This is a genomic window from Lutibacter sp. (genome assembly GCF_013139515.1).
Classification (GTDB): Bacteria; Bacteroidota; Bacteroidia; order Flavobacteriales; family Flavobacteriaceae; genus Lutibacter.
Genome location: NZ_WTAR01000134.1, coordinates 1 through 2,578, shown reverse-complemented (window position 1 = coordinate 2,578; position 2,578 = coordinate 1). Strand labels below are relative to the sequence as shown.

The following is a 2,578-nucleotide window of genomic DNA, read 5'->3' as shown; positions in this document are numbered from 1 at the left end:
AATTTGTTTACTAAAAAAACTTCCCAGAGTCTGTGTTTTCTTACAATTTCAACTGCTAATTTTTTTCCACTTTGTGTTAAGGTTACACCTTTATATTTTTCATAATTTATAAGTTCTTTTTCAGCTAATTTTTTAATCATATCAGTTACTGAAGAAGGTTTTGTTTTTAATCGATTAGCTATTAAAGTTGTATTTACACTTTTAGCATTAGATAAGCCAATACTATAAATAGCTTTTAAATAATTCTCTTCTGTTTGAGATAGCATTAAATATAATTTTAGACAAATATAAATAAAAATTTAGATGAATCTAAAAATATTAATTAAATTTGTTCAAAATTTAATTATGATTACTACTAAAAAAATAGTTACGTTGGTTACATTGTTTATTTCTACTTGGTTTAATGCGCAGGAAATAGTAACTGATAGACCAGATCAAACCGAGTCTTCAATAACTGTTGAAAAAGGAGCTTTACAAATTGAAAGTGGAGTGAATTTTGAAAACTCAAATAATCATGCTATAAAAAGTATTGTTGGACCTTCAACATTAGTTCGTTATGGAATTTCAAATGGAATTGAATTGCGTTTTGTTTCTCAATATGAATCAACAAAGATTGAATTAATTGGTTCTTCAGTTGATTATTCAGGATTTAATGATTTAGAAATTGGAACTAAAGTACAACTGTTTAAAAAGGAAAATAAGAATATTGAAATTGCATTTTTATCACATCTAATACTTCCTACAGCTAAAACCAACTTAACTACTTCTAATTTTGGTGTAATTAATAAATTAGCTATTTCTCATGTAATAAGTAATAAAATAGGCTTAGGGTACAATATAGGCTACGATTTAATTGAAAAACAAAGTGCATTAACATATTCGTTAGCTTTTGGAATAGCGCTTTCTGAGACAATTGGATTTTACATAGAGCCTTATGGGTCTTGGGGAGAATCAAATATTTTTGAAAACAATTTTGATATTGGATTTACATATTTACTAAATAATAATTTTCAGTTAGATGTTTCTTATGGGAAAGGGTTAAATAATGATATGGAGTATGTGTCGGCTGGTTTTAGTTGGAAAATCCCAAAATTTCTAACGAAAAAATAATCTTAAGGTGTATTTTTGATTAAAATATTTTGAAATGAACATAGTAATTTATGGGTCTGGTGGTGTTGGTGGTTATTTTGGAGCAAGATTGGCTCAAGCGGGAAACAATGTTACGTTTATTGCTAGAGGTAAGCACCTAGTAGCAATTCAGCAAAAAGGATTACAGCTAAAAAGTATTAAAGGAAATTATTTAGTGTACCCTGCAAATGCAACTTCAATTATTTCAGAAATAAAAGACATTGATTTAATTTTAATTTGTGTAAAAACTTGGCAATTAGCCGATGTTTCAGAAATAATAAAACCTGTTTTGAATGATAATACAATGGTAATTTCACTTTTAAATGGAATTGCTAATGAAGAGGTTTTGTGTAGCATACTTCCTAAAAAACATGTATTAGCAGGGTTGTGCAAAGTAGTTAGTAAGGTTGAAGATTACGGTGTTATAAATCATATTTCTTATGAGCCTACTATTGTTTTTGGTGAACTCAATAATAAAAAAACTGACAGAGCCTTAGTATTGGAACAAACCTTTTTAAAAGCCGGAATTACAACCAAATTAGCTACTGATATTCAAAGAGAAGTTTGGATAAAATTTTTATTTATAACTACAATAAGTGCAATTGGAGCATTAACACGTGCAACAATTGGTGAAATGATTGCTTCAGAAGAAATTAAAAAAATGATGTTTCAAACTTCAAAAGAAATTATTGAAGTAGCTAAAGCCAAAGGAGTGAATTTACCAGAGAATATTATTGAAAAACAATTTAAATTAATAGAAAATCAGCCTTTTAATACAACGTCATCTTTACAACGAGATATGATGAATGGAAACCCTTCAGAGTTAGAGGCTCAAAATGGAACTATTGTTAAATTGGGCAAAGAATTAGGAATTGCTACACCTGTAAATGCATTTATTTACAATTGTTTATTACCACAAGAAAGAAAGGCGAGAGGATTAAGTTAGTTTTCTTCTTGGTTTTTTGCTAATCATAAAAACACCAATAACTACCAAAAAACAACTTGCAATTTTTATTAAATTAATATCTTCAGCATATTCTTCATGCCCTAAGGAAAAAGCATAAATACTTACCATCATAAAACTTAAAACGGGTTGTAAATAAATATAACTACCACTTACTGATGGAGACACATAATTAAGTGCGTAAATGTTAAACAAGTAGGTTAAAAAGGTAGTTCCAATAATTACAAAAGCAATAGAAAGATAGGTGTTTAAATTCCAAGCATCAAAATTTGTTATCAATAATTCCTTTATTCCAAACGGGAAAACGAAAAGAAATCCAAAGAAAAATATCCAACTAATAACGGTTATTGCTTTGTATTTCTTCATTAATGGTTTTACTAAAACTAAATAAGTAGCATAGGAGGTTGCATTCAAAAACACAAATAAATTTCCTGTAAACGAACTTGTTCCGCCAGATTTTTTTCCAAACCAGATTAAGAGAAATGC

General features: G+C 28.3%; 4 protein-coding genes. 2 read left to right on the top strand and 2 right to left on the bottom strand.

Features of this window, described 5'->3' with window-relative positions; genetic code table 11:
* Positions 1 to 266 (bottom strand): metal-dependent transcriptional regulator (locus GQ540_RS11845; RefSeq protein ID WP_291801311.1); only part of this gene is annotated, 266 nt, incomplete at its 3' end.
* Between the two features lie 79 nt (positions 267 to 345).
* Here GQ540_RS11845 and GQ540_RS11840 point away from each other — a divergent pair.
* Positions 346 to 1,110 carry a transporter gene (locus GQ540_RS11840; protein ID WP_291801309.1) on the top strand — a complete coding sequence of 255 codons (765 nt, stop codon included), beginning with the start codon at positions 346 to 348 and terminating at the stop codon, positions 1,108 to 1,110.
* A 34-nt stretch (positions 1,111 to 1,144) separates the two neighbouring features.
* A complete protein-coding gene (locus GQ540_RS11835; RefSeq protein WP_291801307.1) occupies positions 1,145 to 2,074 on the top strand; it encodes a ketopantoate reductase family protein in 930 nt (309 codons plus the stop codon).
* Here the strand turns inward: GQ540_RS11835 and GQ540_RS11830 are convergent.
* A partial coding sequence (locus GQ540_RS11830; RefSeq protein ID WP_291801305.1) for a DMT family transporter occupies positions 2,066 to 2,578 on the bottom strand: 513 nt, incomplete at its 5' end. The genes GQ540_RS11835 and GQ540_RS11830 overlap by 9 nt on opposite strands.

Coding starts and splice junctions, on each gene's coding strand:
- GQ540_RS11840 (WP_291801309.1), top strand. CDS start 346: ATGATTACTACTAAAAAAATAGTTACGTTGGTTACATTGTTTATTTCT.
- GQ540_RS11835 (WP_291801307.1), top strand. CDS start 1,145: ATGAACATAGTAATTTATGGGTCTGGTGGTGTTGGTGGTTATTTTGGA.